This is a genomic window from Arthrobacter sp. H35-D1 (assembly GCF_030063185.1).
In the GTDB taxonomy this organism is placed as follows: Bacteria; Actinomycetota; Actinomycetes; order Actinomycetales; family Micrococcaceae; genus Specibacter.
This window is the reverse complement of sequence record NZ_JASISP010000012.1, coordinates 40,231-65,914: the sequence shown is the minus strand read 5'-3', so window position 1 is coordinate 65,914 and position 25,684 is coordinate 40,231. Positions and strand designations below refer to the sequence as shown.

The following is a 25,684-nucleotide window of genomic DNA, read 5'->3' as shown; positions in this document are numbered from 1 at the left end:
CGCCTCACCGACCCGTCAGGACCAGACGCCGCCATGCGTCGTCGAGGGCCGGGACCCAGGCAGCGGAGAGTTCCGGGCTGGCATTTTGGGACAGCACCTCGTAGGAAGGCACCACCGGGGACTGGGGCAGCTTCGCGAACAGGGCCCGCTGGGCAGGGTCAAGCTTGGCAGTGTCCAGGACGGTGAACTGGCCCCAGACGCGGGAGTCGGCCTTGGCCGCCTGTTGCTCCGGGGACAGCGCCAGGTTCGCTACCACCATGGCGCCTGCCTGGTGACCGGATGTTGCGGGCATGGCCAGGAAGCTGGCGTTGCCGACCGTGCCCTCCGTCAATGTCAGCACCTGGGTGGCGGCAGGGTAGGTGCCATCGGCGACAAGTTTGGTCAGTTCGGCCGGCCCGTAGGTCATGGTGAAGTCCACCTGGCCGCCGGCATAGAGGGCATTGAGTTCAGCGGAGGTCTTGGGATACGTCTTCCCCTGGCGCCAGAGCGCCGGGGCCAGCTCCTTGAGCCTGCTGTAGAGGGCGGGCGTGAGCCGGTCGAAGGCCTTTTGGTCGTATTGCAGCGGCACGTTCTGGTACCCGCCGGAGACACTGTTGAGCACTTCGCGGGTAAAGACGGATCCGGTGAAGTCCGGGGGTGCGGGGTAGGTGAAGCGGCCGGGGTGTTCTTGTGCCCAGTCCAGCAGGCCAGCCAGTGTGTGTGGCGGGTCGGTGACGGTCGCGGAATTGTAGGCAATGGTGAACTGTGCTTTGTGCCACGGTGCCTCGCAGCCGTCCACGGGGGTTCCAAAGTCGTTGGCCAGCAGTGGGTCGGCGGGGTTGGTCAGGCCCATGTTCGGCAGCAGGTCCGTCCAGCCGCATGACCAGGCGCCGGCCTGCTGGCCGGTGCCGAAATTGTCCCCATTGACCCAGACCAAATCGACGGTCCCATCCCGCGTGCCGGCCTGGACCTCGGTCAGGACACGGTTCAGGGCGTCCTTGGTGTCGGCCACGGGAACGCGCTGGAGCGTGACGCCCAACCTGGCTGCTGCGGGGATCAGTGTCTTGTCGACATAGGCGTTTCCCTGCTCTTCCCCGCCGTACATCCACAACCGCACCGTCTGGCCTTGCGCATCAGCGACCACCTGATCCCAGCTGGCAAAATCCTGCTGGGCCGGGGCCGGGGCACTGCAGGCGCTCAGGGCCAGCAAGGCAGCGCCAACACCCGCCATGAGCGTGCTGAACCGTCGGCGGCGGGTGCTGTGTGGTGCGCGGCGGGTAAGGCCGGTGCCAAATCTTCGCATGTCAGCCTTTCCCGTTGCTCGTGCAGGCCGGTCCGGTGGCCGCATCCGCGGAGGCCGCATCCGCGGAGGCCGGTGATGCGGAGGCCGGATCCCCCTTCTCCGGAGGGTGTGTGAGCGGCCTGAGCGGGAGCATTTTGCGCAATCCGATGTTTTCGCCGACGTCCAGGACGGAATGCTGGACGCAGGCGGCCACCAGCTCCCCGGTCTCCGGATGGCTCATGGTGTACATGCAGGCGCCGAGGCGCTCTTGGGTTTCCTTGATTTTCGGGTCGTCGCTGGCCACGCCTTGCTCCATCAGTGCCCAGGCGGGTGCGACGTCGGCGGCATCCATGAAGTTGTGCACCACAAACGTCTTAAAAGACAAGCGGCGCTTGAAGGCCGCCGCGGCTACCGCCCGCAGCCCGCCTGCCCGGCGCATGAGGCGCAGGGCGAAGGCGAGGAGGTGGGGCACGTCGCCCGGGTGGGCCAGCAGCGCCCGCAAGATTTTCGCACCCACATTCCAAGTAGGGGTGCCGCCAAAAATCATGCCGCCAAAGTGCGCAAGGGCCCTGTCGCGGGCCGCAAGGTCCCGGGGATCATCGGGGTCCAGCAAGGCGGCCCTGCGGATTCCTGCATTGACGGTGATGGCGGTCCTATTGCAGCGCAGGTCCCCGAACTGGGTGCCTTGCCACGGGATGGGGTGTCCGGCCCCGGCCTCGATCCGGGACCACACTGCGTCGATGGAGACGGCGTCGAATCCTCCGGACCACCTGCGGTCATCCCCTATGTAGGCCGCGGGCTGGAAGGAGAGCATGTCATAGGGCATTTTCAACACGGCCTGTGCCACCTCGGTGACTTGATCAAGGTTGCTCGGTGTGACGGTCATGTTGTGTGCGATGTAGGAACGGACGCCATGCTCACGTTTAAGCGTGGTAAACATGTCGGCGAACTTCGCCCGGAAGGGGTTGAGCTCGGCCTCGTTGTGGGGGCGCACGGCGCCGCGTCGTCCGCGCATCAACGAATCAAAGTGGGCGGCGAAGGAGACCCTGTCAAAGCGGGGCTTTCCTTCCTGGTCCAGCACCACGTCCAGCAGGTACTGGTAGTCGAAGTCGCCGTGGGTCATGGACATCGGTTCCCGGCCGTTGGCGCGCATGGCCTGCAGCGCCGCTGCGTGGTCCTCGGCCGGGAGCAAGCTGACTTCCCCGCCGATCAACTGCGCGTGCGCACGGGGACCGCGGACGCTGCGCAGGTACTCCATCTGTTCGGTCACCCCCTTGAGGGTGTGGACGCCGTCGATCCTGACCTTGTTGGCGTCGGCCGAGTGGTAGCAGGGTGAGCAGGTGAGATTGCATTTGGGAAAGACTCCATGTGTGCCTTCACATCCGACGGCGGCCCGCCCCAACAGCTGGCCGGGGGTTTTGACGTGCTCGGGCAGCTGCGCCCAGCGCAGCTCCAACGCGGTCCTGGTCTCGGGATGAATCGGCCTTGTTGCGAGTTCAACGCCTCGGAGGAGGGCTGCGACATTCATAATAATCCTCTAGGTCATGCAGTGGATACGGGACGGAGCAGGGTTGCGGACTGGTTCCTTTTTAGGCGTGCAGTTCCGGTGCCGCAGGAGGCCCGGCTCAGTGGCCCTCCTCGCCAATGACTACGCCGCTGGCGGGGTCGAAAGCGATGTGGCCCTTGAGCTGCCAGGCAAGGGGTGTGGGGAGCGGGTAGGACCAGGCGGCGTTGGAAGCGCGAAAACCACCGGCGCTGACATGGCGATAGCGGGCGATGCCCTTCCAAACGCAGAGGGTGCGCAGCCAGCTTTTCGTCAACACTGGCGGTTCCACGGCGTTGGGCGGAAAGTAGTGGTTGCCCTCCAGATAGATGGTCTGCTCGGCGCGGGCGATTAGCTGGCCCTGAAACGTGGCCGTCATCATGAGCCGCTCCCGGCCAGTTTGTGCAGAATCTCCCGGTCCGTGACAATAATGCGCCCGCGGCCCTGCCGGACGGCGTTCTTGCCGGTGAACTCGCCCATGACCTTGCTGGTGGCCTCGCGGGAGGCTCCGAGCAGCCCGGCGAGTTGATCGTGGGTCAGGTGGATGGTGCGTCCTTGGCTGAAACGGTGCGGCGCAATGTTTTCCGAGAGTTTCAACAGTGTCGAGGCGACCTGGGCCGAAAGCGGCTTCAACGCAAGGTCGGTGAGGCGTTCCTCCAGACGGGCCACCTGCTCGCCAAGCAGTCGTGAGATGCGGATGGCTATGCGAGGATCAGCAAGCAGGAACCGTTCCACCTCCGCCACACTGAGTTGGCAGATGGTGGCGTCCTCGATGGCCTCGGCGTAGTTGTCATACATGCGCTGGCCCACCAGCATCATCTCCCCGAACACCGCACCGGGTTCCAGGATGGCCATGGTCAGGGCTTTGCCGTCCTCGGCAACCCTGAAGACCCGCACCCGGCCGGACTTGAGAATGAACAGGGCAGTGACCGGCTGGGACTGGCTAAAGAGCAGTTCCCCGCGGCGGAACAGCCGCGCCGGGGCCATCAGGTCCATGGCCGCGATTTCCTGCGCACTCAGGTCCGCGAACAACTCGACTTCGGTCAAGCAGCTGAACGCATCAAGTGGTTCACCCATCAACGGTTCGCCCTCTCGTAGGCTTGGGGTCCACGGTCTGAGATCCCCGGGGACGACGGCGGCCAGCTCACTTTGGCATTCATCCCTCATGGCCGGCCCGCAATGACCCGTACGGCCACCAACCCAAGAATAGCGCCAAAGACCATGTGGCCCATCAGGCTCAGCACGGCAGTCGGGTTGAGGGCGAAAAGGGGCATGCCCATCATGGCGGGCATGATCATGAGTGGGCCCAGGACCCACCAGATTGCTCCGTGGACAACCCCCACGAGTGCGCCGCGGCGGTATCCGGTCAGGAGCCGGTTGCCGAACAGGACGGTCAGGCCCAGCCCGATCAGCACCGAAATCATCAGGTGGACGCCGAATCCGACCACCGCCGACGAGGAACCAACCATGGAAGCGATCGTGGGCAACATGCCCATCATTGCCATCATTGCCATCATCATCCCGAAGACGATGCCGCCGGCAAGGCCACCGGCGACCCCGCCGAGAACGCGCCTGCCCAGGCTGGACGAAGGGGACGAGTGTGTAAGCGCTGATGCGGTAGCCATGGTGGCGGCCTTTCGTGGAGTTGGTTGTGCTAACCCCTTCAAGCTAGGTCCGTCCGGCGCCCCTCTTCAGTAATCTGGAGTACACAACAAGCCATGGCCACCGGATTGTCCTCTTTTTGGCTTTTCGCAGCACGGCTCCGGGGACTGCGGTGTTGGGTTCATCCGGTTCGGGCTGGCATGGTGTTGCCGGCCCGGATCTGCAGGTGCCCGGCCCGGGCGGAGGCCCGGATGACCTCGGTGCATTGTTCCTCCACGGCTCGCCAGGGTGCGGCATGGATGTCGGAGCCGCCCCAGGTGCAGGCCAGCCGTGCCAGCGGAGTCAGCCAGCGCGCCCAGCCCACGGGGTCTTGCATGTCCACGACGCCGACCCGTCCCCCCGGGGCCAGCAGCGACGTCGTGGTTGCCCAGGCCTGTTCCCAACCGCCCATCAGGGACAACGAGTACGTGGCTAGGGCGGCATCCGCGAGGGCCGATCCCCCTGCCGACACAATCTGGGCCGAGAGGGTGGCGGGGTCTGCAAGAACCATGTCCGCCTGGACCAAGATGACATTGGACCAGTGCTGGGCCTTGGCCCGCCGCCGGGCCTGGCGGAGCATCTGGGCGCTGCGGTCAATGCCAACAATCGTGCCGGAGGCGCCGATGCGTTGCTGCAGCAAAGCAAAATTCAGCCCCGTGCCGCATCCCACATCCACCACCTGCTGGCCCTTGGAGGGGGCCAGCGCGTTGATACCGAGCACCCGTCCGGCATGATAGATGGGGTACTCCCCTGACAATAGATCGTAAAAGGGGGCAAACCGGGTGTATTTATCACCCAAGGCGGGCTCCTTCCAGTTCGTTCTGATTCGTTCCCCGACGGCCGAACAGCCACAGCGGACCGCACCGGCGAGCGCCATCTCCAGCATTGAGCATCATCCACGAGCAGTCCATCATGACAGTCAAGCACCCGCTCGTTGATCTGCTGGTTGTTGGCGGGGGCACGGCCGGAATCGTCGGCGCCAAGCTGGCCACCGGGTTCGGGGTGCGCACAGTGCTGGTCGAACACGCCCGCACCGGGGGTGACTGCCTGTGGACAGGATGCGTCCCGTCCAAGACGCTCCTCTCAGCGGCCGAGCACGCCGCCACCCTGCGAGCACCGACCGGGGCGCCGTCGGAATGACCGTCATTAAGGGCACCCTGGTGTTCCGTGGCCCCGGTGTGGCCGAGGTGGGCGGCGAGCAGATCCGCTTCCGACAGGCGCTGGTCGCGACCGGCAAGTGCTCCGGGTGACGTTCACGTCCCCGGTGATGCGCCGCACCACGGCCGCCCTGGCCTGGGGGCGACACCGTTGGATGGACCGGGTTGCAGCTCACCGCAGCGACCGGTAGCCGGCAATGATCCGCTGGATGGCGCTGGCCGTGACCAGCACCGCCCAGATGGCGGCGATTTCCCATGCAGCACCCGGGAAGATCAGCCACAGGCTGTGCACCGCCACGGTCTCCGCGCCCTCGGTCAGGCCGGCCAGGAACGACAGTGAGCGGCCGTCCCGGATCTGGCGGCCGGTTTTTTCGGCAATGGAAGAGAACGCCAGGAAGGCCGTGCCGTTGATGTAGTAGGCGAAAAGGACCAGCAGGAACGGCAACCAAGGAGCACCGAACGCGGCACTGGCGCCGATGCCGACGCCAACCACCGTCGCACCATAGACGATGAAATCGGCGCAGATGTCCCAGAATCCGCCCCTGCCGGTGTCCTCAGTGCCATTTCGGCGGTTTCGGAGCCGGGCCAGCGGGCCGTCAAGGCCATCGGCGATCCGGCACAACAGCCACGCGGCCAGTGCCGGCAGCCACCACTGCCCGGCAGCGAAGGCGGCACTGGCCAGGCCTAGAACCAGATTCAACCCCGTCAACCTGTCGGGGGTGATCCACGGCCGGTCCAGCCAGATGGCGGCCCGTTCCGTGGCAGGGCCCATGGCCCGGCGCAACTTGGCATCAAACATCGTCTGCCTTCCTTTTCCGACCCCGCAGGACGGCGACCACCAGCCCCGCAATAGTCAGCACGGCGAGGGCACCGAGCGCGATGTCGAGCTGCCATCCCGGAGTAAGGCCGAACGCACCCAGCGCCACGTAACTCACCGTGCCGGGAAGGATGCCGATCGCTGTCCCGACGACGTAGTGCCACCAGCCGATGGAGGTCAGCCCGGCCGCATAGTTGATCGCCGTAAACGGAAACACTGGAACCAGCCGGACTCCAATCATGGCCGCCAGCCCGCGCCTGCTCAGCAGCCGGTCGATTTTCTCCACCCGTGTCCCGATGAATTTCTCCACAGCCTCACGGCCCAGCCGGCGGCCCAACCAGAAGGCGGCCACGGAACCGAGCATCGCGGCAGCATAGACGACGGCGACGCCACCGCCGAGCCCAAAGATCAGCCCCGCTGCAACTGAGAGGACGCTCTTGGGCAATGGAGCAAGGGTCACGGCGGCGTAGACCAGGATGAAGGCGGCAGGCCCCCACCAGCCCATAGTGGCGAAATAGGCTCGGAGCTCTTCGACCGGCGGGAGCGGAAACACTAGTACCGCCACGGTGGAGGCAGCCACGAGAACCACAAGGATCCCCAGCCGCAGGAGCGCCGAGCGTCTGCTCGTTCCATCTGGTTCACTCTTCACGGTCCTCCCCGCAGCTGCTTCCCTTTCCATGCCGGCTGGTTCACTCAAGGCGGGCCGGGGCGTCGTCATCCCCGGCTGGTCCGACGGACGTGGCTCCGACCAGCACTCCGCAGTCAGCCTGTTCGAGGAGGTTGATGGATCCCGGGGATCCGGCTTTGTCGATCCACCCGCGGGCCGACGGCGCCAGATCAGTGGCGCCCACCCGAACCAGCAAGCTGGCAGCATGGGCCTGCTGCCCGGTCATGCCCGCGGAACCGGCGTAGTGGTCGGAGACGCCGTCGGCCCTGCGAGCTTCCCCCGGGGATTTTCCAGCCCGGATCGTCATCTTGCTCGAAATGTAGCCAGAATCAGGGCATTCCCCGCCAAGCCCCACCGCCGGGACTACAGCAGCCACAATCTCAGCCATGAAAAGTTCCTCCTCGATGGGCAACGCGGCATTCCCAAAATCTTGACGCGTTGCCGTTGCCATCAGGTTACGCGCAGGGCCGGGAGGTGGCGCCAGCCTAGCCGCCCTTCGGGCGCCCAGGCGAACATGGTGCTTTCCTCCGGGAGGGACGTCTAGTGGAAGCGTCCCTGTCACCCGTGAAACCCGACCCCACCAATAGTAGGGCCGGCCCGGATGAAGTCCTGCGATCGAGGACACACAACGGCCGTCCTCGCAGCAAGGCACAAGGTGGAGTGGCCTTCACGATCGAAGTGTTGTGTGATTGAGATTGCTGAGCCGCCGCCACCGGCACCGTACCTTGGTGGGGACAAAGCCGGAACGAAATGGAGCCATCATGCACATCTATCAAGCACGCTGGAACGGTGTAGTCCTCGCAGAATCGGCGCACACGATCCGGGTTGAGGGAAAATATTGCACACTTAGAATCGGCGAGCCCGCCAATCCGGACGCCGCCTGGTACTACCCGCACCCCTTGCAAGCGGCAGGGAACATGCGCGGACACGTCACGTTTCGGCACGGAGTCAAGGTTGCCAAGGTCCCGGCCGCGGACTTTGAGCCGAAGAAGCCAAGAGCTTGCCGGTGGTTGAAGCTGGCCGGACCGCGATGAACGTAAAAGCACCAGCACCGGTCGAAACGACAATGACTCCCACCCGCTCGATCGCAGCGCAGTTGTGGCCGGGGACGGTGGTTGCTCTGGCTGTGGCCGCCGGCTGGTTCCTGCTCGCTGTGGCCCACCCCACCACCACTTACCATTTCGACCCGTTCCTCGTCGCAATCGCCCCGTTCGTGATCCTGCGGCTTCGACGCCCGGCATCCTCGTGGCGGATGGTGCTGGCCAGCACAGGGATCGGCGCAGGTTTAGCCTTGGCGGCAACCCTGCTGCTTGACAACGCTGGCGCACTGCGAGGCCCCGCCGTGCTCGGAATCATCGGCCCGATACCGGAGTCCTTGATCTCCATCCTTCCGGGCATCCTCGCCGTCGTCGTGGTGCACACCCTCATCCGGCAGGCCCGCAGTGCGCACTAAACGCCGGTATCCACGGGCCATGGCCGCTTTGGCAGGGACTGACGGGGATGGAGTCCTGGATGAACCAGATAGCCGTGCCGCAACCGATGAGCTCCTGTCCACGCTTCGTGCCGAAAGCTACACTCCAGCCGCGTGGTCACGATTTCTTGCCCGGGCAACCAGGCGCTCGGTCCGGCAAGCCATTGAGCATCGTCGGGCCTTGCTCGAATCGACCGTGCTGCATGTGGGACTGGCTGCTCTGGCGGATCCGCGCCACCGCACCTGGGTGGCAGCGAGCTGGATTCTCACGGCCAGTCACCTGGGCATGTTGGAGAAGCAGGAGACACTCGGAGTTGCCAATACCCTCACGCTGATTCGTGCGAACCTTCCAGCACTGGAGAGTCGACTCGGAAATGCGGTGCCGATCCTGGCCCTGGCCACTGACTGGCTCGATGGGCAAATTTCCCGTGCGACAGGTACCGAGACCCGGTTCGGGCGGCAGGCAGACTTCCTGGCAGATACTGCGCTGTGGACCTGGTTCACCCTCCAGCACGAGTCAAACCTGTGGCTGCGTGCCGCGACGTTCGCTGCATGGGAGGCGAGCGTTGTCGCCGTCACCGCGACAAGTTTTACCCACGGTGCGATGAAGGACATGCCACGGTCCCGCTGGATTCGTCCGGCCGCCGCACTTCAAATCATCATCGGTTTGAGGATCGTGTTGCGACAGATCAGCCACACCAAGAGCAAACTACAGGGGGAAAGCCTTTCTACTTGACCTTGTCCCTGGGCAAGCTCTCCGCAACTCAGCAAGTGGGCAGTGAAATCCACTCACATTTTCAACTGGTGGATGTCCCCACATTCTCCGGTGAGGATGGCGTTGCAGTAGTTTGGGGCGGAGATGCAGTGCCGTGGTTTCCGCCGGCACTTGCTGCGTTGGCCTTCATTGCTGTCAGCCGGATCTGGCGGGTCTTTTGGCACCGTCCGGACCAATCCACCTGTCGCGGCAGACACGAAACGTTTCGGGCCGCGACCAAAGACGAGGCGTTCGAATTGATGCAGGTCCACCTCCACGGTTCACCGGCGTCGCTGCCCATCGGAAACGGGGACGTCGAAACCCGGGTTGGTCCATCCATTAGGCGCATTGGTCCGGGAGTTCTACGGTTGTTGTTGTGACCCGGGGAAAGAGCACGGACAAGTTTCCAACAGCTGGCGATAATTCGTGGAACGGCCACCTGCAGGGCAGCACCGGTTACCGCAGGGTGCTGGCGGCGCTTGCCTGTTCAGGGGTGGCAACGTTTGCCCAGCTCTATTCAGTCCAGGGCCTGCTGCCGCTGATGTCACGCGATCTGGGCATCACCGCCGCCCAGGCAGCCTTGTCCGTTTCAGCCGCCACTGTGGGCCTGGCCATCGCCGTCCTGCCGTGGTCGTTTGTTGCCGACCGGCTTGGCAGGGTCCGCACCATGGGATTGGCCGTGGTGCTGGCAACAATTCTGGGCTTGCTGGTCCCGGCAGCCCCCACCTTTGAAATTCTTCTTCTCTTGCGCGTGCTTGAAGGTGCTGCGCTGGGCGGAGTACCCGCACTTGCCATCGCCTACCTGACCGAAGAGATCAGCCCCCGGCACGCGGGTGCGGCCGCCGGCGTATACGTTGCAGGCACCACCCTGGGCGGACTCTCCGGACGGCTGCTGGCCGGGCCCGTGGCCGACATTGCAGGATGGCGCATGGGAACCCTCGCCGTCTCGCTCTGCGCTGCGGCTGCCGCCGTCGGCTTTCTCCTGCTGGCCCCGAAGCCCCGCGGCTTCGTGCCGGTGGCGGCCTCCGGCGGCTTTGGCGGGGTTCTGCGCAAACTGGTCCCACAGTTGCGCAACCAGTCCTTGCTGGCCCTGTACGCCCAAGCCTTCCTGCTGATGGGCTCCTTTGTCAGTGTTTACAACTACTTGGGTTTCCGGCTGGAGGCGCCACCCTACCTGTTGCCGGCCTCTGCCATAGCGCTGCTCTTCCTGGCGTATCTATCCGGAACGGTTTCCTCGCGTGCCGTGGCCGGACTGGCCACGCGGTTCGGCAGGCGAACCGTGCTGCTAGCCTCCACCGCCGTCATGGTGGCCGGGCTGGCCATGACGCTGGCCCGGCCCTTGACAGTAATTCTGGTGGGCTTGGTGCTGTTCACTGCCGGCTTTTTTGGCGCGCACAGCATCGCCTCCGGCTGGACGGGAGCCCTTGCCGTCACCGGCCGGGCGCAAGCCTCTTCGCTCTACAACCTCAGCTACTATGCCGGTTCAAGCGTGGTGGGCTGGAGCGCTGGTTTTCTCTTTCAGGGTTTCGGCTGGGCGGCCATGGCAGGCGCCCTGGCCGTCCTCGCGGCGCTTGCCGCCGCAGCGGCACTGGCGCTGCTTCCCGGCCGGCAACCAGTCCGGCGGCCCGCCTCCTAGCCACGTTCGTTCGCACAGCCCGTAAAAGCGCCCATGCACGGCTACAGTGAAGTTAGAAATCACCAGCATGCTGGGAGCCAAAGTGAACGTTGCCCGAACCAGTGTCAGCAAGTGCCAGCCCTGATGGCGGCCCTGGATTTTGTGGGGATAGTGCTGCTGAGCATCGCCGGGCTGCTGTTCCTGGCGCTGCAGTCATGGCTTGCCGCAACGGTGGTGCGGAGGGTGGTTGGCGTTCCGATCGGCTGGCCTCGGTCCATCGCGGTCGGCTTCGTGATGAGCGCCGCCATGGGGCTGAGTGTCCAGTACTTGTTTCGCGCAGGAACCGACCAAAACCCCAACGGCCTGAATGTGGCCCCCTTGTGGCCCTGCTGTTTTTGACATTGGCCGTCGGGTGGATTTTTGCCCTCGGCGTCGCCGCGCTGGTGTTCTTCGAGGCAGCATTCCCCACGGGTTCCCTGCCAAGTTTCAGCCAGCTTTTCACCGGTTGGAAAGCCAGGCGGCGCCGCACCCGACGCTATGCCGACGTCGTATCCATCGCAGTGCGCCACGGCCTGGGCTCCCGGCTGCGCGGATTCGGCCGCGACGACGAATTCGGCCAGGACGTAAAAACTGCCCGGGCCCTGCGCAACGCACTGAATGAGGCCGGCGTCGCCTTTATCAAGATGGGCCAGATGCTCTCAACTCGACGAGACCTCCTGCCGGAGGTTTACATCCGCGAATTGGAGTCGCTGCAGACAAAGGCAGCCCCGGAGTCTTGGTCAGCCATTGAACAGGCCCTTCAGGAACGGCTGGGCCAGCCGTTGGCGGAGGTTTTCAGCCATGTCGATCCCGTGCCTCTGGCTTCAGCCTCCGTGGCACAGGTCCACCAGGCAACCTTGCTGGATGGAACCGAGGTGGTGCTCAAGGTTCAGCGTCCGGGAGCCTTGGACCAGGTTGCCTTGGACACCGACATCATTCTTCGCCTGGCCCGCTGGCTCAACAAGACAACCCCATGGGGCAAGTCTCTTGGCGTATTTGCCTTGGCCCGCGGGTTCGTCGATTCGCTGGCGGAGGAGCTGGACTACAGGATTGAGCTGGAGAACATGCGCAGCATTGAGCATTCGCTGGAGCAATCGGGCAAGTTCGCCGTTACTGTCCCGCACGCCTATCCGGAACTTTCCGGCGAGCGCCTCCTGGTCATGGACAAGCTTCCCGGCCGTCCCGTCAGTTCCGCGGGCACGCTATTGACGGGCCTCGGCGCCGGCGAGCGCAGCGTCCTGGCAGCCACCTTGCTGGGTGCCACGCTTCAACAAATCATCACCGACGGCGTTTTTCATGCAGACCTGCACCCCGGCAATATTTTCATCACCCCCGAAGGGACGCTGGGGTTGCTTGATTTCGGTGCCGTGGGAAGGCTTGCCCCGCCACCCAGATGGCTTTGGGCATGATGTTGTACTCCATCGACAAAAATGACAGCGCCGGGGCCACCGACGCCCTGATCGAGTTGCTTGACCGGCCCGAGGGCCTGGATGAAAAAGCCTTGGAGCGTTCGCTCGGGCAGCTTCTCACACGGCTCCGAACCGGTTTTGGCCCGGGCGGCAGCCAGAAGATGTTCGGTGAACTCTTTGCCCTGGTGATCGCCCACAAATTCTCCGTACCGCCCCAGATCGGTGCTGCTGTCCGGGCCTTGGCCGCTGTAGAAGGAACCTTGCTTGTCATCGACCCGACCCTGGATTTGGTGGGCGCCGCGCGCACCGAGGGTGCCCGGATCATGAATGAAAAAGTGACGCTTGGCAGTGTCAAGGAAGAATTTGAACAACGGCTTATGCAGCTGCTTCCGCTGCTCGACAAGCTCCCGCGCCGGATCAACAAAATTAGCGACGATTTGGAACAAGGCCGTTTCTCGATGAACGTGCGGGTTTTGGGCCACTCCTCGGACCGCCGCTTCCTGACCGGGCTGTTCCAGCAGCTCATTGTGGCCATCCTGGCCGGTTCCGCCGTGTTGGGCGCCATCATGCTCATCACCAGCAATGAAGGGCCGCTGCTGACAGCGGAGATTCACCTCTACGGGTTCTTTGGTTTCGCCCTGCTCTTTGGTGGCCTCGTGTTGGGCATGCGCGCGCTGATGCTGGTCTTCAGGAGCGTCGCCGAGGATTGACTCCAAACCCGCGGAAACGTCGCGCCGACGCCGGGCCAACTCCCCAATGACGGCCCACGGAATCGAAAGCGGAGCAGTCGGCAATGTTCGCGCGCAACATTGCCGACTGCTCCCGTTTCGATTCAAATTTCGGCGCGGGCTCCGGGGAAGTAGCCGAGGCTAGGCGGTCAGCCCCAAAATGCTCATCCGTTTGGAGTGGTTGCGGGTCAACGTGCTGAGAATTTTCGAAACTTCGGCCGCAGCCTGCTCCTGCGTGGCATCGGGGCGCAGCCCCATCAGGAAGCTGTGCTTGGCACCGATGTGCTGCACCTGGGTCAGCGCCTCCCCCACCAGCCGGCGGCCCCACAGTGCGAGCCGGGAGGAAAGCCGCGGATCCTCGGCCAGCATCTTCTTCAGCATGGCCCTCAACTGTGCAACCTGCTCGTCGCTGGTGCGCACCCGGGCGATCGCTTCACGGGTGGGTTCGTCAAGGTGCTCGGCAATGGCGGCGTAAAACTCCTCGGTGATCGTCTCCACCACGTACGCCTTCATCAACGACTCGTGCCAGTCGGCCGGCCGGGTGCGCTCGTGAAAGGCATCCACCATGCGCTGGTAGGGGGCCATGGCCAGTTCCGGGTCCATGCCCATGGCTTCCAAACGCGCGCACATGGCTTCATAATGGCCAAACTCCGCGACCGCCATTTTCCCCAGCAACGCCCTGTCGCCCAGCGAAGGCGAGTGCCGCGCGTCGGCCGCCAGGCGCTCAAAGGCGGAGAGCTCCCCATACGCAATGCTGCCGAGCATGTCCACCACGAAGCTGTCGTAGCGGGCCCGCAGTTCCCCGGCAGTTACGTAATCATCGTCGTCGGATGCTGAAATACCCATGTGCCCCAGCGTAGTGCTTGCCGCGCCGCCCTTGTTCCTGGAGCGGAATCGTTTACGCTGAAACCGTGCCGTACTCCCATATTGGCGTCAGGCAGGGCGCCGCGCAGCAGTCCCTCGCCCAAGCGCTTGCCGCCCTTAACGCGGAGTTCAAGCTCCCCGACGGTTTTGCCCCCGATGTACTGGCCGAGGTTGATGCAGTCATCGCCGGCCATTCCCTCCCCGCCCCGGACCTGACCGCGCTGCCCTTCATCACCATCGACCCGGCCGACTCGCAGGACCTGGACCAAGCCATGCACCTGGCGCGCAACGACGACGGCTACGTGGTCCACTACGCCATTGCCGACGTGCCTTCCTTTGTGCCGGCCGGCGGCCCCCTGGATGCCGAGACGCGCCGCCGCGGCCAGACCATTTACACCCCCGGCCAGCGCATCCCCCTCCACCCGCTGCCCCTGAGCGAGGGCGCCGCAAGCCTGTTCGCCGACGACGCCCGTTCCGCCTATGTCTGGGAAATCCAGCTGGCCGCCGACGGATCGCAGCGTCGTTGCAGCGTCCGCCGTGCCACTGTGCGCAGCATCGCCAAGCTGGGCTATGACCAAGCCCAACGGATGTACGACGCCGGGGACGCGCCTGCCGAGTACGCCGACACCTTGGCGCTGCTGGCTGAGATTGGGACGAAGCGCATCGAGCTGGAGCGTGCCCGGGGCGGAGCCAGCCTCAACGTGCCGGCGCAGGAAGTCGAATTCGTGGACGGCCGCTACGTGCTGGAGTTTCGGCCCAACCTGCCCATTGAGGACTGGAACGCCCAAGTCTCGCTCCTGACGGGAATGGCAGCCGCCCAGGTCATGATCAAGGGCAAGGTGGGCATTTTGCGCACCATGCCTGCCCCGCATGAGGAAGCCGTTGCCGCCTACCGCGCGCAAACGGTGGCCCTCGGCAAGCCGTGGGCCCCGGACATGGCCTACGGCGAGTACCTGCGCACGCTCAACACCCACGATCCCAAGGACCTGGCGCTCATGCACGCAGCAACCGCCTTGTTCAGGGGTGCCGGCTACACGCCTTTCAACGGTGAAGTGCCTGAGCTGGTTTTGCAGGCCGCAGTGGCGGCTCCCTATGCCCACACCACAGCCCCCCTGCGCCGCCTCGTGGACAGGTTTGTGCTGGCCATTTGCGCCTCCTTGTGCGCCAATGAGGATGTTCCGGGCTGGGCCATTGCCTCGCTGGAGGAGCTTCCGGAGATCATGGCCACCTCCAACCAGCTGGCCGGCAGGGTGGACAAGGCGGCCATCGACACCGTTGAGGCGGCCCTGCTGAGCCACTACGTGGGAGGTGAGTTTGACGCCGTCGTGCTTGCCGGGCCCAAACAGAACGGGCACAACTCAAAGGCCTCCGCACGCAGCACCATCCAGATTTCCGTCCCCGCCGTGACGGGTTATTGCGACGGGGCGCTGGAGCCGGGCACCGTGGTGCGGGTCAAGCTTGTCAAGGCCGACATCGCCACCCGCACCGTCGCTTTTGTGCCCGCCACAGCCGCCCCCACCGCAAGTCAATGACCATGCCGGGACGAAAGCGCTGCCGCCAACTCCCTGTTCGCGAAGGGAATTTGACTCCGTGCCGTTAGACTAAAGGGGTAGACATGGATGCCCGGTCGTTGATTGATAGTTTTTAATTCAACAAACCCGCCCCTGCGCGCGTCTTTTCAGCTCCTCCCCCACCCGCCTTTCCGGCGGCGGGAGGGCACGTTTTTGTTAGCCCGCGATCGGCTTCCCTCAGTTTGTGCCGCCGTCCCCGGTTCCGTGAGGCCCATTATTGCGCCCGCGTTGAGCCCAGGCAGGAGGCACCTTGTATAGACGAATTGAACGGTAAGCACTTGAGCATTGAAGCAGATTCCCTCCTGCAGGCAGAAGACAGCAACGAGAACGTTGAAATTGACGGTTCGCTGAGCAGCACTGAACCTCCCCGCCAGGAGGAGAAGGAAACGTTCGCCAGCTTCGGCGTGCACCACGAGATCGTGTCCTCACTGACAGAGGCCGGCATCCTCCACCCCTTCCCCATCCAGGCCATGACACTGCCCATCGCACTGACAGGGCACGACATCATTGGCCAGGCCAAGACGGGAACGGGCAAGACGCTGGGCTTCGGCATCCCCGCCCTGAACAGGATCGTCAGCCCCAAGGACGAAGGCTTCGAGAAGCTGGCAGCCCCGGGCGCACCCCAGGCCATGATCATTGTGCCCACGCGTGAACTTGCCGTGCAGGTGGCCGGCGACCTCACCACGGCCTCCAAGCACCGCGGCATCCGCATCGCCACCATTTACGGCGGCCGCGCCTACGAACCCCAGATCGAATCCCTGCAAAAGGGTGTTGAACTGGTCGTCGGCACACCGGGCCGCTTGATCGACCTGCTCAAGCAGCGCCACCTGAACGTGAAGCACGTGCGCATCGTGATCCTCGACGAGGCCGACGAAATGCTCGATCTGGGCTTCCTGCCCGACGTGGAGACGCTGATCGCCGGCACCCCGGCCGTCCGCCAGACCATGCTGTTCTCGGCCACCATGCCCGGGCCGGTTGTTGCCATGGCCCGCCGCTACATGACCCAGCCCACGCATATTCGTGCCGCCGATCCCGACGACGAGGGCCTGACCAAGCGCGACATCCGCCAGCTGATCTACCGCGCCCACAACCTTGACAAGATCGAGGTCCTGGCCCGGATCCTGCAGGCCAAGGGCCGCGGCCGCAGCATCATTTTCACGAAGACCAAGCGCACCGCCGCCAAGGTTTCCGAGGAATTGGTGGACCGCGGGTTCGCCGCAGCCGCCATCCACGGCGATCTGGGCCAGGGCGCCCGCGAGCAGGCCCTGCGCGCTTTCCGCAACAACAAGGTGGACGTACTGGTGGCCACCGACGTCGCAGCCCGCGGCATCGACGTGGATGACGTCACACACGTGGTCAACTACCAGTGCGTGGAAGACGAGAAAATTTACCTGCACCGCGTGGGCCGCACCGGCCGCGCAGGCAACAAGGGCACGGCCGTGACGTTCGTCGACTGGGACGACATGCCGCGCTGGGCCCTGATCAACAAGGCCCTGGGCCTGAGCGTCCCGGAGCCCGTTGAGACGTACTCCTCCTCGCCGCACCTCTACACCGACCTTGACATCCCCGAAGGCACCAAGGGCCGCCTGCCGCGCAACAAGCGCACGCACGCCGGCATTGACGCCGAGACGCTTGAGGATCTCGGCGAGACCGGCAAGCGCAACTCCCCCAAGGCGGAGGCTCCCCGGGGAGGGAATCGGGGCGGGAACCGCGGCGGCAACCGTTCCGGCGCCCACCATGGTGAGAAGCGTCGTGAAGCACCTGCTGCCGGTGACAAGCGCCGCGAAGCTCCCGCTGCCGGTGAGAAGAACGACGCCGGGCGGAACCGCCGTCGTCCATCCAACGACGGTGCCGCACAGGCTGAGAGCGGCGCCCCTGCCGAGACCAATGCCACGCGTCCGCGCCGCAGCCGCACCCGCCGCCGCAACGGCGAGGTCGTTGCCCAGCAGGACAGCGCAGAGTAACCCCCGCACGCCGCTGATCGAGCTGGTCGAGATCCCGGTTCCGGCACGCTCAACCACCGATAGACGGAAAAGCCCCGTTCCCACCGCTTTCGCGGCTGTGAGAACGGGGCTTTTCTGCGCCATCGCGGACCTGTGTGCCGATGACGGGGCCAAGCTGCCACGACGGCGCATCTTTTCGGCCAGGTGGCAGGGCGGCCCCGTCGTCGGCGTGAACGGTGTTTTTTACCACCGTTCTCGTCAGTGGGCAGCCGGCTAGATCAAGGGACGTCCCTCGCGCCGGGCTTCAAGGATCTCCTTGATGAAGGCCCTGCCCGGAACGTGGAGCACGCCGGCAACAATGACAGGCCACATCAGCACATACAGGGTCAAAAAGAATACACTCATGGGTTCCTACGCTTTCTTTTCAAGGAGGTTGCCGGGAGCGTCGTCGTCGGCATCGTCTCGCTTGTCGAAGTCGCCAATGCGCTCCTTGATGGTGTCAAAGGTTGCCTTGTTTCGGAAGCACATGAAGTAGCACACCAGGGTGCTGACGGCATAGGCCAAGGACCACGCCGATGCCAACAACGGAAAGCACATCCACCGCGATTCCGGCGACCCCGCCCAACGGGATCCATTCGAACCGCACGGGAATGAAGACGGCCAGGGCCACAAGCACCGAGACGGTAAAGGCCTTGTTCGTGACCTTTTGCCAGTAGAAGCTGGCAATGACAGGGAAGACGAGTGCTCCCCACAGGGCACCGACAAACACCAGCAGGTCCAGGATGTTCAGCTGCCCACTGGCAAAGTACAGCCCCGCACCGGTGGCAACAATCATGGTGATGCGGCCAATGAACAGCATGGTCTTGGGGTTTGCCTCGCCCGTCTTGGCGATGTTCTGGCCATGGATGTCGGCCATCACAATGGAGGACATGGCAGAAGGATCCGAGTCCGCCGTGGAGGACAACGCCTGCATACGGGGCCATGACGCCCAGCAGGCCAATGCCGATGGTGGTGGCGCCGTAGCCCACCGTTGCAGTGACGTAGGCCGGCACTGCCGCGATGTAGGGGGCGCCCTGGTTCAGGAAAGCCTCGAAGGAGAAGAAGTTGGACTGTTGCGGGGTCAGAGTGGCTGCACCTGAGACAAACATGTCGGTGCCGCCAGCAGCAAAGAACACCACCGGAACAATGATCACCACGGCGCCCAGCATCGCGAAGACCTGCGCCGCATCGGTCAGCACCAAAGCCCGGAAGCCGGACCACAGCGAGTACGGCAAAATGCCGCCGCCAATGAAAAGGATGCCCTGGGTGAAGCTAAACGGCGACAGCAGAGATATCAAGGCTCCGCCGGCAATGAAGTTGGAGGTGATGCTGACCATGGAACCAACAATGTTGGAGCCTGCAAGCATCAACTGGCTCGACTTCCCGTGCCGGGCGTACATGACCTCTGCCAGGGTGTGGGCCTTGGGCGCAGCCGCGCGGATCCCTTTACCAAAGGGCTAGATGAACAAAATCATCAGCGCGCCCCACAAGCCGTAGTGGATGGGCCCGGAAATGCCATACGTATATCCCGACGTGGCCGAGGCATACATCGACGACGCCCAGATCCACGTTGCCGTCATGCTTCCGGCGGAGATCCCAAATCCAACCTTGTTGCCCGCGGTCATGTAACCGTCGGCGTTTTCATTCTTGCGACCAATAAAAAATGTCATCAGCAGTGTGCAGCCGTAAAACAACACTAAAAGTCCAATGACCATCCACCCCCGGTTGGTAAAGCTCTGCGCCATCCGGCACCATGCATGTCCTCTCGCTGGGACGGAACTCACCGGTATTCCGCCACTGTTGGAGTGCGCCACCTATAAAACGCGTGCTTGAAGCAATCCGGCGAGGATTCATCAGGCGCACATTCCCGCCCGGGACCAGCCGCCATGGCAAGCAGAATTTTCTGCGCTGGCGGCCCAAAGTGGAGCGCTTTCAAGACGCTCAATCACTACCGGAAATTCAACCGCTGACGTTCAGCCGGCAACGGGAAAACTACAGTTCGGGAGGCAAACATTGTTGCTCCCGCGAACGATTCACCGGCTCCCCCAGTAGCAGCGACCTGTACTGGCACTTGGTTGTTACGCGCCAGTAACGATAACGATGATGCCACCATCGCAGAAGGTGCAGCAGCTATGTCAGGAACGGATCAGCGCCCGTTCCGTACTCCAAAATACGTTCCAGGACGGCTGGTTCAGTCAAGTTTTCACCCAGCAGATTGGGCTTTCCCGCCCCATGGTAGTCGGAGGAACCCGTGATGAAAAGCCCGCGTTCCCGGGCCAGTTTCCGCAGCCAACTGCGGCCTTCGGCAGGATTGTCCCGGTGCTCGACCTCCAAGCCCAGCAGACCGGCGTCGATCATGTCATGGAAGACTTCCGGCGGCGCCACCCGTCCCCGCGCCGCAGCCACGGGGTGCGCAAAAACGGGAACACCCCCGGCGGCGCGCACCAGTTCAACGGCCTGCACCGGGTCCGCAGCATAGTGGCTGACAAAGTAGCGCGAACGCGATGTCAGGATGCTGGCAAAAGCCTCGGTTCGGTCGGGCACAATGCCTGCCGCAACCAGGGCGTCTGCAATGTGCGGTCGGCCAATGGTGGCGCCGGGTGTCACTTGGGCGCTGACGTCCGCCCAGCTCAACGGGTAGTCCTCGGAGAGGAGTTCCACCATGCGTTCGGCCCGGCTCAGGCGGGCGGTTCTGGCCTTGGTGATCTCTTCGAGCAGGCCCGGATGTTGGGGGTTCTGCAGGTAGCAGAGGAGGTGGACACTGACACCGTGGTCCGTCTTGCAGGATATTTCCATGCCGGGGATCAGCCCCGTGCCGTGAACTCGGGCAGCAGCCAGCGCTTCGGCCCAGCCAGCCGTGGAATCATGGTCGGTCAGTGCCATGACATCAAGGCGAGCCTGTGCAGCCGCGGCCACCAGCTCGGCGGGCGTTTGTGTTCCGTCGGACACATTGGAATGCGCATGCAGATCGATCCTCACGCTCCAAGCGTACGTCCCCGCCGACCCCACACGGCGTAGCCGCCACAAACTTCGCACAAACTCGGCACAAGCTCGGTACAGGTGAGGTGGCCGTCTTTGTCCCTTTTCGCCAGCGGTGGGAGACTTGTTGGATGAACCAAACTGAGCCAACCTCCGCGAACCTCGACCACTCAAGCGAGCAGCCTCTCGAGGAGCGGGTGAACAACCGCTCACACCGCCCCGACTCGGACGCCTTCCGCACCTTCATGGCATCCCAGTGGGCCCCGGCCTCCACGCAGCTGCCGGACCGGGCGGACGTTGCGGACCACGCAGCGCGCCGCCGTCGTGCCATTTCCGAACAGTTCAAGAGTGAGCGCCTCGTGATCCCCGCCGGGCCGCTGAAAGTGCGCTCCAACGACTGCGACTACCGCTTCCGCCCGCACTCCGCCTTCGCGCACCTGACGGGCCTGGGCGTGGACCACGAGCCCGACGCCGTGCTGGTGCTGGACCCCGTGGCCGAGGGAGTTGGGGACGACGGCGGCCATCACCGCGCCACCTTGTACTTCCGTCCCATGGCGGGCAAGGACACGAAGGCGTTTTACGCCGATGCCCGCAGCGGCGAGTTTTGGATTGGCCGCCGGCCCACCCTGCCCGAGTTCCAGGCCCTCCTCGGCCTGCCCACCGCCGATATCACCGAGCTTGAAGTGGCCGTCACCAAGAACGTGGGCGAGACAAGCGTGGGTGGCACGTCCATCCGCCTGGTGCGCAAGGTCGACGAGAACATCGACGCACTCGTGGACACGGCACGCTACAACACGGCCAAGGACCCCGACGCCATGGACTTCTCCGTCCTGGACGACCTCGATGCCCAGCTGGCCGAGGCGCTTTCCGCGCTTCGCCTGATCAAGGACGAGTGGGAAATTGAGCAGATGAAGGTGTCCGTGGCCGCCACGATCGCCGGCTTCGAGGACATTGTGAAGGCCCTCCCCCGCGCGGTTGCCCACAAGCGCGGCGAGCGGGTTGTGGAGGGTGCATTCTTCGCCCGCGCCCGCGAAGAAGGCAACGAACTCGGCTACGACACCATTGCCGCCGGCGGGAACAACGCCACCGTCCTGCACTGGAACCGCAACACCGGCACGGTTGATTCCGGCAAGCTGCTGCTGGTCGACGCCGGCGTCGAGGCCGACACCCTGTACACCGCGGACGTCACCCGCACACTGCCCGTCAACGGCAAGTACTCCGCGGTCCAGCGCAAGATCTACCAGGCCGTTCTGGACGCTGCCGACGCCGCCTTCGCCGTGTCGCAGCCGGGGCGCAAGTTCCGCGAAGTGCACGAGGCCGCCATGAAGGTTTTGGCCGAACACCTCTCCGACTGGGGCATGCTGCCGGTCACCCCCGAAGTGGCCCTCTCCCCCGAGGGCCAGCAGCACCGCCGCTGGATGCCGCACGGCACCAGCCACCACTTGGGCCTTGACGTGCACGACTGCGCCCAGGCCCGCGCCAACCTCTACATTGATGGCACCATCACCGAGGGCATGGTCTTCACCATCGAACCGGGCCTGTACTTCAAGGACGAGGACCTGGCCATCCCGGCCGAGTACCGCGGCCATGGCGTGCGGATCGAGGACGACATCCTCATCACCGCCAACGGCCCCGTCAACCTCAGCGCGGCACTGCCCCGCGAGCCCGACGCCGTCGAAGCGTGGATGGCGAACCTGCTCGGCTGATGCACCAGCACCAAGCGCACGTGCGGCAGTGCGCACGTGCGGCAGTGCGCTTGCAACAAGGGGCGACGTCGACACCCGGGCTTGGGTGCCGACGTCGCCCCTTGTGTTTGTTCCCTGCCGCACGCCCTGGCCACAAGGCAAACGGCTTAGATAGCCATGAGCGCGTATGCCCAGCGGCTGGCTTTTCCTGCACGCGGTCCTGAAACCCAGACCCCATTCTTGGCCTTCTAGGCACTGATCAAGACCCCCAGCCCGGCGAAGAGATCCAGCCGCATCAACTCACCGGCCCAGCCCGGCCATCCATCCGGCAGCTCCTGCGGGTGACCACCATCATTCAGCAGCTCCTGCGGGTCATTCGCCATTCGTGCAGTTGATACTGCAGCTCCTGCGGGTCCTTCGCGATCCAACCCACATCAGCTGCAATATGAGCGAATGAGACCCCGCCCCACCCACATCAGCTGCAGAACGGATCACCCGACACGGCGGGAGAGCGACTTAAATACAACAACCCGCAGGCGGCGAATTCTAGGGGTCGATGCAACACCCGAGGTTAGCTGGCTATCAGTAAATCACGAAGCGACTCCGCTGGTGTATTCCAGTTGAGTGTTTTGCGTGGGCGTGCGTTGAGTTCTTGGGCGACGTGCTCGAGGTCTTCGGGACTGTAGACGGTCAGGTCGGTTCCTTTGGGGAAGTATTGACGTAGGAGTCCGTTGGTGTTTTCGTTGGTGCCGCGTTGCCACGGGCTGTGCGGGTCGCAGAAGTAGACGTCCATGTCTGTAGCAATGCTAAGGGCTTTGTGCTTGGCCATTTCTACGTCTTGGTCCCACGTCAACGATCCACGCAGATGCGCAGGCAGAGTGCTCATGGTTTTGATGAGTCCGTCCCGGACGGACTCGGCGCTGTGGTCCACGGGCAGGTGCACGAGAATGACGTAGCGGGTGGTGCGCTCAACCAGGGTTGCAATCGCCGACTGGTTGCTGGTGCCGGTGATGAGGTCGCCCTCCCAGTGGCCAGGGATCGCACGGTCTTCGACCTCGGGTGGGCGTTCGGAAATGTTGATCATCGGGTCCCTGAAACGGCTGGTGCGCTCCTCTGGACTCTTGTGTTTCTTGCTGCGGGTCCGCCCGGTGCGCAACGCTTCCTTGACCTCGCGTTTGAGCCCTCCGCGGGCCTGGAAATACAGGGATTGGTAGATCGTTTCGTGGCTCACACGCATCTGCTCGTCATGAGGAAAGTCCTTGATCAGCACCTTGGAAATCTGTTCCGGTGGCCAGCGTATGCGCAGCTTGTCTTTCACGTAATCGCGCAGCGCCCCAAGTGTAGCCAGTTTACTGGCTTTGGGCCGTGCCCGGGCCGCAGTGGCGGTGCGGTGGGCGCCGTAGGGCTGGTATCCGAGCACGGGGTGGCTGTTGCGCTTGATTTCCCGACTGATCGACCCCGGGGACCGGCCCAGAGCCCGGGCGATGGCCCGCAGCGATTCCTCTCGGGTGAGCAGATCAGCGATCCTCTCCCGCTCCGGCAGGGACAAATAACGGGCGCTGACGGCCTGTTCCAGGGCTTCCAGCGTCACCGCAGCCGGCTCGGATGCCGCCATCGCCTGCAGCGCCGCCACTGCCGCCTCGGGCACCACCAGCGGGGCCAGGACCGTAGGGGCTGCCGGTGCCGTATCGGATACCGTTGGTTCAGAAAAAGTAGTACTCACCTCCCGTTTATACGGCACATCCAGGGACTCGGCGCTCACGGCGCGGCCCTTGGCCCGATCCCGTTCGTTTTCCCACAGATAACCGCTTTTCCGGCTTGCCCCAGCAACCGCGGCGGCCTCCTTCCGGCCGACGCCTGCCTCACGCAGTCGGAAGTATTCGGCACGTTTGGCCACCCCTGGGTGGATTGACCCAATTCCGGCTTTGCGGGCCCAGTTCACACACCGAGGCCTGGGCAGGCCAAGCTCCCGGGCGGCCACGCTGACGCTGCCCACACGAGCGAGCACGTCAAAGAACTCCCCCCTCTGCTCCGCAGTGGCAGAAGGCTCGGCCACCACCGGGTTCACACGCGGCGTGCGGGTCACGGCGCCGGCCTTGTAGGCCCAGCGAAAGCATGTTTGTACGTTGATGCCCAGCATCTTCGCAACGGCACTCACGCTCCCGACCCGGTCGAGGATAACGAAGAACTCGTCCTTCTGGGCCTGTGAGTATTTCTGGCCAGAAACCCGGTCGGAAGGCCCCGCCCAAGAACGACAAGTGACCGGGTTGAATCCCAGCTCCCGAGCGGCCGCAGGGATGCTTCCCAAACGCTCGAACACGGCAAAGAACTCCGCCCGATCAGCTGCCGAATAACGCCGGTAAGCACGCTTGCCCGGCGGTTTGGCAGTCGGATCAGCGTTTTTATCCGAAGACGACTTTTTCGTTAAGAAAGCATTATCAATCGATGGTGAATCCATAGGTGGTGCAACTCCCATTTTTCAGGGGGTGTTGCAACGACCGCTAGAACTCGCCGGCTGCGGGTTGTTGTCATTCAGTTTGCGGCCAGTCAGGGAGCTGGTGGCCGGAGAATCAGTGGCCGGACCCGCCATCGTGGCTGTCAGCGGGTGCGTTGGGGTCCCGCGGGGCGTTCGGGTCGCGCTCCGGCTGCTCCGGCTGCTCCACGCGAATGCCGTATTGCGGGCGACCGTCGGGCAAATCATGGAACTGGCCGCGTCGGGTGTTTGTTTGGGCGGGGTTCTGTCCGCTGCCATCGCCTTGGGCGGTTTCGCCTTGGCCGGAAGGCTCGGCTGCTGCCGGCTGCGCCGGAGCGTAGGGGTCATGCCAGCCTTCGGGCCTTGCCGGTGCGGACCCTGATGAAGCTGGCGGCTGCGCCGGCGGGCGGTAGCCCTGGCCTTGATTCTGCCCCTGCCCCTGGTAACCCTGCACCGGCCGGGGAGCATTGGAATTCATGGGGAGCTGGGCCAACAGGCGGCGTGCGTCCATGGCCACGTCCGCGGTGACAATCACGTCGTAGCTGGTGGCTAGAACCTGGTTGGTGGAGGTGAAGTCGCGCTTGCCTCGCTGGGCTGCATAGCCGATGATCGCGAACAGCATCCACAGTGCGGCGCCCAAAAGGACAGCCGTGAAAACGTTGACGTACGGAGCCCCGGCATTGCTGGCGGAGTCAAAGAAGGAGAGCATCACGCCGATGAACAAGCCAAACCAGGCACCTGTCATGGCGCCGGTGAGGGCCACGCGGGGGTAGCTGAGCTTCCCTGTCACACGCTCCACAATTTTCAGGTCGTTGCCCACAATGGAAACGTGCCGGACGGGAAACTTCTCATCCGCCAAGTAGTCAACTGCCTTTTGCGCATCCAAGTAGGAAGTGTAGGAACCGATTGTTTCGCCCGTGGGAACAATGCGGGCCTCGTCCAAGGGTTTGGTGCGTCCAAAGAGGTTTGCCATGCTTCCATTGTCCATCATGATGCTGCACGTTTGCTGGAGTATCGCTGGCAGTGAA

The 25,684-nt window shown here is 64.1% G+C and carries 28 protein-coding genes and 1 pseudogene; 11 read left to right on the top strand and 18 right to left on the bottom strand.

Features of this window, described 5'->3' with window-relative positions; translation table 11 throughout:
- Nucleotides 1-4 precede the first annotated feature (4 nt).
- The 6 genes from QMG25_RS13015 to QMG25_RS12990 all read right to left on the bottom strand — a co-directional run bounded on the left by QMG25_RS13015 (nucleotide 5) and on the right by QMG25_RS12990 (nucleotide 5,244).
- Nucleotides 5-1,282, bottom strand: a complete 1,278-nt coding sequence (locus tag QMG25_RS13015) for an ABC transporter substrate-binding protein (RefSeq protein ID WP_283460854.1) — start codon at nucleotides 1,280-1,282, stop codon at nucleotides 5-7.
- Nucleotide 1,283: 1 nt separating this feature from the next.
- Nucleotides 1,284-2,789, bottom strand: a complete 1,506-nt coding sequence (locus QMG25_RS13010) for a hypothetical protein (protein WP_283460853.1) — start codon at nucleotides 2,787-2,789, stop codon at nucleotides 1,284-1,286.
- A gap of 97 nt (nucleotides 2,790-2,886) precedes the next feature.
- Complete coding sequence (locus QMG25_RS13005; protein WP_283460850.1) at nucleotides 2,887-3,186, bottom strand: DUF427 domain-containing protein; 300 nt, start codon at nucleotides 3,184-3,186, stop codon at nucleotides 2,887-2,889.
- Complete coding sequence (locus tag QMG25_RS13000) at nucleotides 3,183-3,881, bottom strand: Crp/Fnr family transcriptional regulator (RefSeq protein WP_283460847.1); 699 nt, start codon at nucleotides 3,879-3,881, stop codon at nucleotides 3,183-3,185. Before QMG25_RS13000 ends, QMG25_RS13005 begins: the two co-directional genes overlap by 4 nt.
- Before the next feature lie 86 nt (nucleotides 3,882-3,967).
- Complete coding sequence (locus QMG25_RS12995) at nucleotides 3,968-4,429, bottom strand: hypothetical protein (RefSeq protein ID WP_283460845.1); 462 nt, start codon at nucleotides 4,427-4,429, stop codon at nucleotides 3,968-3,970.
- A 158-nt stretch (nucleotides 4,430-4,587) separates the two neighbouring features.
- Nucleotides 4,588-5,244 carry a class I SAM-dependent methyltransferase gene (locus QMG25_RS12990; RefSeq protein WP_283460843.1) on the bottom strand — a complete coding sequence of 219 codons (657 nt, stop codon included), beginning with the start codon at nucleotides 5,242-5,244 and terminating at the stop codon, nucleotides 4,588-4,590.
- 86 nt (nucleotides 5,245-5,330) lie between these two features.
- Between QMG25_RS12990 and QMG25_RS12985 the strand changes: the two genes are divergently transcribed.
- Complete coding sequence (locus tag QMG25_RS12985; protein ID WP_283460840.1) at nucleotides 5,331-5,585, top strand: FAD-dependent oxidoreductase; 255 nt, start codon at nucleotides 5,331-5,333, stop codon at nucleotides 5,583-5,585.
- Between the two features lie 189 nt (nucleotides 5,586-5,774).
- Here QMG25_RS12985 and QMG25_RS12980 read toward each other — a convergent pair whose 3' ends face one another.
- The 3 genes from QMG25_RS12980 to QMG25_RS12970 are packed head-to-tail and all read right to left on the bottom strand — an operon-like array spanning nucleotide 5,775 to nucleotide 7,474.
- On the bottom strand, nucleotides 5,775-6,401 hold the full coding sequence (locus tag QMG25_RS12980) for a CDP-alcohol phosphatidyltransferase family protein (RefSeq protein WP_283460838.1): 627 nt from the start codon (nucleotides 6,399-6,401) through the stop codon (nucleotides 5,775-5,777).
- Entirely contained in the window at nucleotides 6,394-7,068 is a 675-nt protein-coding gene (locus QMG25_RS12975; RefSeq protein ID WP_283460836.1) for a TVP38/TMEM64 family protein, read from the bottom strand. The genes QMG25_RS12980 and QMG25_RS12975 overlap by 8 nt, the downstream gene beginning before the upstream one ends.
- 40 nt (nucleotides 7,069-7,108) lie before the next feature.
- Nucleotides 7,109-7,474: an oxidoreductase dimerization domain-containing protein gene (locus QMG25_RS12970; RefSeq protein ID WP_283460834.1), complete on the bottom strand. Its 366-nt coding sequence runs from the start codon at nucleotides 7,472-7,474 to the stop codon at nucleotides 7,109-7,111.
- Between the two features lie 373 nt (nucleotides 7,475-7,847).
- On the opposite strand from QMG25_RS12970, the gene QMG25_RS12965 reads away from it, so the two are divergent.
- The 7 genes from QMG25_RS12965 (at nucleotide 7,848) to QMG25_RS12935 (ending at nucleotide 13,084) form a co-directional block, all read left to right on the top strand.
- Nucleotides 7,848-8,120, top strand: coding sequence for a DUF427 domain-containing protein (locus QMG25_RS12965; protein ID WP_283460832.1), 273 nt, complete (start codon nucleotides 7,848-7,850; stop codon nucleotides 8,118-8,120).
- Between the two features lie 32 nt (nucleotides 8,121-8,152).
- Nucleotides 8,153-8,539 (top strand): hypothetical protein, encoded by a 387-nt coding sequence (locus QMG25_RS12960; RefSeq protein WP_283460831.1) that lies wholly within the window; start codon nucleotides 8,153-8,155, stop codon nucleotides 8,537-8,539.
- 19 nt (nucleotides 8,540-8,558) lie between these two features.
- The gene (locus tag QMG25_RS12955; protein WP_283460828.1) at nucleotides 8,559-9,293 is read left to right on the top strand and encodes a CDP-alcohol phosphatidyltransferase family protein; all 735 of its coding nucleotides are present in this window, start codon (nucleotides 8,559-8,561) and stop codon (nucleotides 9,291-9,293) included.
- Between the two features lie 394 nt (nucleotides 9,294-9,687).
- On the top strand, nucleotides 9,688-10,947 hold the full coding sequence (locus QMG25_RS12950) for an MFS transporter (RefSeq protein WP_283460826.1): 1,260 nt from the start codon (nucleotides 9,688-9,690) through the stop codon (nucleotides 10,945-10,947).
- 111 nt (nucleotides 10,948-11,058) lie between these two features.
- Nucleotides 11,059-11,325, top strand: a complete 267-nt coding sequence (locus tag QMG25_RS12945; RefSeq protein ID WP_283460824.1) for a hypothetical protein — start codon at nucleotides 11,059-11,061, stop codon at nucleotides 11,323-11,325.
- The gene (locus QMG25_RS12940; RefSeq protein WP_283460822.1) at nucleotides 11,307-12,374 is read left to right on the top strand and encodes an ABC1 kinase family protein; all 1,068 of its coding nucleotides are present in this window, start codon (nucleotides 11,307-11,309) and stop codon (nucleotides 12,372-12,374) included. The genes QMG25_RS12945 and QMG25_RS12940 overlap by 19 nt, the downstream gene beginning before the upstream one ends.
- Nucleotides 12,371-13,084 carry an AarF/ABC1/UbiB kinase family protein gene (locus QMG25_RS12935; RefSeq protein WP_283460820.1) on the top strand — a complete coding sequence of 238 codons (714 nt, stop codon included), beginning with the start codon at nucleotides 12,371-12,373 and terminating at the stop codon, nucleotides 13,082-13,084. Before QMG25_RS12940 ends, QMG25_RS12935 begins: the two co-directional genes overlap by 4 nt.
- Before the next feature lie 159 nt (nucleotides 13,085-13,243).
- Here the strand turns inward: QMG25_RS12935 and QMG25_RS12930 are convergent, their stop codons facing one another.
- Nucleotides 13,244-13,948, bottom strand: coding sequence for a ferritin-like fold-containing protein (locus QMG25_RS12930; protein ID WP_283460818.1), 705 nt, complete (start codon nucleotides 13,946-13,948; stop codon nucleotides 13,244-13,246).
- A gap of 65 nt (nucleotides 13,949-14,013) precedes the next feature.
- On the opposite strand from QMG25_RS12930, the gene QMG25_RS12925 reads away from it, so the two are divergent.
- Nucleotides 14,014-15,498 (top strand): RNB domain-containing ribonuclease, encoded by a 1,485-nt coding sequence (locus QMG25_RS12925; protein WP_283460816.1) that lies wholly within the window; start codon nucleotides 14,014-14,016, stop codon nucleotides 15,496-15,498.
- A gap of 374 nt (nucleotides 15,499-15,872) precedes the next feature.
- Complete coding sequence (locus tag QMG25_RS12920) at nucleotides 15,873-17,501, top strand: DEAD/DEAH box helicase (protein ID WP_502866404.1); 1,629 nt, start codon at nucleotides 15,873-15,875, stop codon at nucleotides 17,499-17,501.
- A gap of 252 nt (nucleotides 17,502-17,753) precedes the next feature.
- Here the strand turns inward: QMG25_RS12920 and QMG25_RS12915 are convergent, their stop codons facing one another.
- From QMG25_RS12915 to QMG25_RS12905, 5 genes and pseudogenes are all read right to left on the bottom strand, one after another.
- Nucleotides 17,754-17,885 (bottom strand): putative transporter small subunit, encoded by a 132-nt coding sequence (locus tag QMG25_RS12915; RefSeq protein ID WP_283460812.1) that lies wholly within the window; start codon nucleotides 17,883-17,885, stop codon nucleotides 17,754-17,756.
- A gap of 94 nt (nucleotides 17,886-17,979) precedes the next feature.
- Nucleotides 17,980-18,411, bottom strand: coding sequence for a hypothetical protein (locus QMG25_RS20550; RefSeq protein ID WP_502866405.1), 432 nt, complete (start codon nucleotides 18,409-18,411; stop codon nucleotides 17,980-17,982).
- Between the two features lie 223 nt (nucleotides 18,412-18,634).
- Nucleotides 18,635-18,886: pseudogene (locus tag QMG25_RS20545) on the bottom strand (sodium:solute symporter family transporter); the annotation flags it as partial.
- Between the two features lie 90 nt (nucleotides 18,887-18,976).
- The gene (locus QMG25_RS20540) at nucleotides 18,977-19,189 is read right to left on the bottom strand and encodes a hypothetical protein (RefSeq protein WP_502866399.1); all 213 of its coding nucleotides are present in this window, start codon (nucleotides 19,187-19,189) and stop codon (nucleotides 18,977-18,979) included.
- A gap of 460 nt (nucleotides 19,190-19,649) precedes the next feature.
- A complete protein-coding gene (locus QMG25_RS12905) occupies nucleotides 19,650-20,498 on the bottom strand; it encodes a PHP domain-containing protein (protein ID WP_283460809.1) in 849 nt (282 codons plus the stop codon).
- 131 nt (nucleotides 20,499-20,629) lie between these two features.
- Between QMG25_RS12905 and QMG25_RS12900 the strand changes: the two genes are divergently transcribed.
- Complete coding sequence (locus QMG25_RS12900) at nucleotides 20,630-22,204, top strand: aminopeptidase P family protein (RefSeq protein ID WP_283460807.1); 1,575 nt, start codon at nucleotides 20,630-20,632, stop codon at nucleotides 22,202-22,204.
- A 227-nt stretch (nucleotides 22,205-22,431) separates the two neighbouring features.
- Here QMG25_RS12900 and QMG25_RS12895 read toward each other — a convergent pair whose 3' ends face one another.
- The 3 genes from QMG25_RS12895 to QMG25_RS12885 form a co-directional block, all read right to left on the bottom strand.
- Nucleotides 22,432-22,566 (bottom strand): hypothetical protein, encoded by a 135-nt coding sequence (locus tag QMG25_RS12895; RefSeq protein WP_283460805.1) that lies wholly within the window; start codon nucleotides 22,564-22,566, stop codon nucleotides 22,432-22,434.
- Between the two features lie 188 nt (nucleotides 22,567-22,754).
- The gene (locus QMG25_RS12890; protein ID WP_502866403.1) at nucleotides 22,755-24,092 is read right to left on the bottom strand and encodes an IS30 family transposase; all 1,338 of its coding nucleotides are present in this window, start codon (nucleotides 24,090-24,092) and stop codon (nucleotides 22,755-22,757) included.
- Between the two features lie 661 nt (nucleotides 24,093-24,753).
- A complete protein-coding gene (locus QMG25_RS12885) occupies nucleotides 24,754-25,629 on the bottom strand; it encodes a YflT domain-containing protein (protein ID WP_283460804.1) in 876 nt (291 codons plus the stop codon).
- Between the last annotated feature and the right edge of the window lie 55 nt (nucleotides 25,630-25,684).